Source organism: Halothiobacillus sp. (assembly GCF_027346185.1).
GTDB lineage: Bacteria > Pseudomonadota > Gammaproteobacteria > Halothiobacillales > Halothiobacillaceae > Halothiobacillus.
This window is the reverse complement of the sequence record NZ_DAIESY010000074.1, coordinates 1-4244: the sequence shown is the minus strand read 5'-3', so window position 1 is coordinate 4244 and position 4244 is coordinate 1. Positions and strand designations below refer to the sequence as shown.

Below are 4244 nucleotides of genomic sequence, written 5' to 3'. Positions count from 1 at the left end.
GAGTTTTTCTTTGATTTCATCGGGTAAAGATGAAGCATGAATATCGAAGCGCAGATGGATCGCCGTTGAGACCTTGTTGACATTCTGCCCTCCCGAACCCTGCGCCCGGATGGCCGTGAACTCGATCTCGGCAGCGGAAATAGTGGGATAAGTCATCAAACAAAACCTGCAAAAGTCCTTCGCGGAAGCCCGGCGCACTATAACAGGTATCACCTCATCGAACCGTGCTAAAGCCAAGCTGGCGTCAGCCCGGCCACTCGACCGGACGGTTAAGTTACACCCTGACGCTGGCGGGCAATTTCCCGGTCCAGCAGCCGGTGCGACCACAAGCCACCGAAGGGGATCAATGCCGCGAAAAAGACCACCGCCCCCTTGGCAGCAGCCAATCGTCCGGCGAATACGCTGGTCAGTAATACCCCCATTGTCCAAAGAAACAAAGCCCCGTGGATGGGTCCGACCACCTGGACGGCCAAAGGAAAATCCAAACCGTATTTGATCGGCACGGCAATAAGCACCAGGGCGATCAGGGAAGTGCCTTCCACCAAGGTCATCAGACTCAAATGGCGCAACAAACGCGAAACCGGAGATTTCCCGGCCTTGGAAAGAAGAAAAGACATGAGCGCACCTCTCAATTAATAATAATTTTTTATGCTATATCATAGAAAATTACAATTCAATTTACTCAGGTTTACCTATGCAAATAAGCGACCAAAATTGCCCGGTTAAGAGGCGATACCGCGTTGTTATCCGGCAACGCCTATTAGCCATACTGCCCAGTTAATCAGCCATAAATTTAACTGGCGGCAACACGACGGGCGTACGCTCTATATAGCGGTCGTGCAGGCACATCTTCCTGCATGGGGCCGTGTTTATCCATGATTTTTGTTACATCTGGAGCTCATTATGATCAACGATACCGTCGTCGAGCTATCGCGCTGGCAATTCGCCGCCACCGCGCTCTACCACTTCTTGTTTGTGCCACTCACACTGGGGCTTACTGTGTTCCTCGCGGCGTTGGAAACAGTGTATGTGGTCACCGGCAAGCCGATTTACAAGGAAATGACGCAATTCTGGGCAAAATTGCTGCTCATCAACTTTGCCCTCGGTGTCGCCACCGGCCTCACGATGGAGTTCGAATTCGGCACCAACTGGTCATTTTATTCCGGCTTCGTTGGCGATATTTTCGGTGCGCCCCTGGCCGTTGAAGGCCTGATGGCCTTCTTCATGGAATCGACCATGATCGGCCTGATGATCTTCGGCTGGGATCGACTCTCCCGTGGGCAACATCTGATCGTAACCTACCTTGTCGCACTGGGCTCGAACCTGTCGGCACTGTGGATTCTCGTCGCCAACGGCTTCATGCAGGACCCGCAAGGTGCCGTGTTCAACCCCGTCACCATGCGAATGGAACTGGAAAGTTTCACCGCGCTGATTTTCAGCCACGACGCACAAGCCAAATTCGTGCACACCAGTATTGCCGGTTATGTGACCGCGGCGATCTTCGTTGCTGGCGTGAGTGCCTTCTACCTGCTGCGCAAACGGCACATGGAACTGGCCAAGCGCTCGTTCCGCATGGCAACGATCTTTGGCGTGCTGTCCACCATCGGGGTAATCACCTTGGGTGATGCGCTCGGCTTCATCGACGGCGAAGCTCAACCGGCCAAAATTGCCGCGATGGAAGCCATGTGGAAAACGGAAGAAGCGCCCGCGCCATTTAATCTCATGGCTTGGCCGAATCAGGAGAAGCAGGAAAATAGTTGGGCCATCCAGATTCCCTATCTGCTCACGCCACTTTTGACACACACCATGGATATGAAAATTCCGGGTATCGCAGAGATTGAAGCCAGCAATGCCCTACGCATCAAGAATGGTATCCAGGCGGTAGAGGCGCTGAAAATTCTATCCGGTAATCCAACCGATGCGGCGGCTATGGCTCAGTTCAAGGCGCATGAGCAAGATCTCGGTTATGGCTTTTTGGTCAAGCGCTACGCGCCTGAGCAGGATGTAAGCAAAGCGACCGATGCGGACATCGCCCTCGCCGCGAAAGACACCATCCCGGATGTCTTCGCTATTTACTGGACGTTCCGCATTATGGTGGGCTTTGCCTTCCTGATGCTCGCCTTCTTCATTTTCGGCGTGATCTACTCACTGCGTAACGATGTCGAGAATCATCCTCTTTTCCTGCGCTTTTCGCTCTGGCTGATCCCGGTCCCGTTTCTCGCCTGCGAGATGGGCTGGCTCACGGCCGAGCTGGGTCGCCAGCCGTGGACGGTCTACAACCTGCTGCCGACCTGGATGTCGGCCTCGAGCCACAGCGTGAGTTACATGATGTTCTCGTTGATCGGTTTCGTGAGTCTGTACTCGATCTTCATCATCATCGAAATGTACCTGATGGTACGCGCGATCAAGCAAGGGCCCGACGATCATCACGCGGCGCAAAAGCAAGATAAGAACACGTCGTCAGGTGGCTCGGTATTGGGTGGCAACTACGCCCCTGTTCATGCAAAGACGCTCGTGAACGAACAATCCAAAGAGGTGTGAGATGGATTTATATCTAGGCTTGAAAGTTTTGTGGTGGCTGCTCTTGGGCGTGCTGTTACTGGGGCTGGCCGTTATGGTGGGCATGGATATGGGTGTCGGGGCGCTGCTGCGCATCATCGGTAAGACCGATCTCGAACGTCGGAGCATGCTCAACGCCATCGGCCCGCACTGGGACGGTAATCAGGTGTGGTTCATCCTGGGCGGCGGGGCGATTTTTGCGGCCTTCCCGCTCATCTATGCCACGGCGTTTTCCGGTTTGTATGTCGTCATGCTGCTCCTGCTGTGGAGCATGATCATGCGACCGCTCGCCTTCGAATACCGTTCGAAAATTCCGACCGAAGGCTGGCGCAACATTGCCGACTGGGTATTCCTGCTCTCCGGCGCGCTGCCGATGATCATCTACGGCGCGGCCATGGGCAATATGCTGCAAGGCGTACCCTTCCACTTCGACTGGGATCTGCGCTCTTACTACACCGGCAGTTTCATCAGCCTGTTCAACCCGTTCGCCATTCTTGCCGGTGTTCTTTCCCTGGCGCTGGCCATGTACATGGGCGCAACCATGATGGTCATCAAGACAGAGGGCGCACTGGCCGGGCGGGCTCGGGCGGCAGGTTCATTTGCCATTCTGGTCGCAATCGTCCTATTTGCGGTGGGCGGTGTGTGGATCAGCATGATGCCCGGCTTCGTTCTGACCCATTCAGTCGACCCGGCATTGGCGCAGACACCCCTCACCCAAACCGTTGAACTCGTCAAAGGCGGCCTGCTGGCCAACTACAAGGCCATGCCCATTCTGTGGGTCATCCCGGTTATCGGCTTTGCAGGCATGATCATCGGTGGCCTGCTGCTGCGCGCGCATCGCCCCGCCATTGCATGGTGGTTTGGCGTTCTGGCGTGGGTGGGTGTACTCGGTGCAACCGCGATCAGCCTGTTCCCGTTCCTCATGCCATCAAGCACCAATCCAAGTCAGAGCCTGACCATCTGGAACTCGATTTCCAGTGAAAACACTCTGCTGTGGATGACCGGCTTCTCGGTCGTGTTCGTACCCTTGATCCTCTGGTACACCAGCTGGGCCTTCTACGTGATGCGCGGCAAGGTGGATGCGGGCAAGATCGAGAAAGACCCGCACGCTTATTGATCCCGGGCTGAAATTTACGGAGAAAGAATATGAAGACGATTGGTTATTTCCTGCTGTTTTTTGTGCTGGCCATGATCGTGATCTTCCTTGTGATCGTGATGGGCGAAGCCGCCCCCTGGTACTTCGCCTGGATCATCGGCACCGGGTTGTTGATTTTGACCTCTGCCGCCGCGGGTTTTCTCTTCGACACGCAAGAAGAAAAATCCAAAGGCACGCCGCAGTGACCTGCGACGTGCTTCTGATCTGAAGCACACCAAAGCCTACGAAAGCCCCCCGGTCATGCCGGGGGTTTTGTTTGCTTCAATGCACAACAATCAGTGCAGGACGGCACGACCCAATCAGACTAGCTGCGGCCATTGCGGTAGCTGCTCATGTTGTTGTTGGGCCTGCACATTAAGCATTATTTATCAACCGGTTGGGGCTTAACCTAATGGCATTACCCCTGCCCTCCTTACAGAGGGGTGGATTTGAGGGTTCAGTGGTCGAGTAACCGGGCGAGGTACCGTCCGGTGTGAGATCCAGCCACTTTTGCCACGGTTTCCGGTGTGCCGCTGGCGATGATTTGTCC

5 protein-coding genes are annotated in these 4244 nt (G+C 55.1%); 3 read left to right on the top strand and 2 right to left on the bottom strand.

Annotated features, from left to right (window positions below; genetic code table 11):
* Both M7R55_RS05935 and M7R55_RS05930 read right to left on the bottom strand, forming a co-directional pair.
* A partial coding sequence (locus M7R55_RS05935; RefSeq protein ID WP_298219377.1) for a peptide chain release factor-like protein occupies window positions 1–156 on the bottom strand: 156 nt, incomplete at its 3' end.
* A gap of 113 nt (window positions 157–269) precedes the next feature.
* The gene (locus M7R55_RS05930) at window positions 270–617 is read right to left on the bottom strand and encodes a DUF3817 domain-containing protein (protein WP_298219375.1); all 348 of its coding nucleotides are present in this window, start codon (window positions 615–617) and stop codon (window positions 270–272) included.
* A 286-nt stretch (window positions 618–903) separates the two neighbouring features.
* Between M7R55_RS05930 and M7R55_RS05925 the strand changes: the two genes are divergently transcribed.
* From M7R55_RS05925 to M7R55_RS05915, 3 genes are read left to right on the top strand one after another with little or no spacing between them, the layout of a single operon-like run.
* The gene (locus M7R55_RS05925; protein WP_298219373.1) at window positions 904–2541 is read left to right on the top strand and encodes a cytochrome ubiquinol oxidase subunit I; all 1638 of its coding nucleotides are present in this window, start codon (window positions 904–906) and stop codon (window positions 2539–2541) included.
* 1 nt (window position 2542) lies between these two features.
* Window positions 2543–3676 (top strand): cytochrome d ubiquinol oxidase subunit II, encoded by a 1134-nt coding sequence (cydB, locus tag M7R55_RS05920; RefSeq protein WP_298219372.1) that lies wholly within the window; start codon window positions 2543–2545, stop codon window positions 3674–3676.
* A gap of 29 nt (window positions 3677–3705) precedes the next feature.
* A complete protein-coding gene (locus M7R55_RS05915) occupies window positions 3706–3900 on the top strand; it encodes a hypothetical protein (protein ID WP_298219370.1) in 195 nt (64 codons plus the stop codon).
* The last annotated feature ends 344 nt before the right edge of the window (window positions 3901–4244 follow it).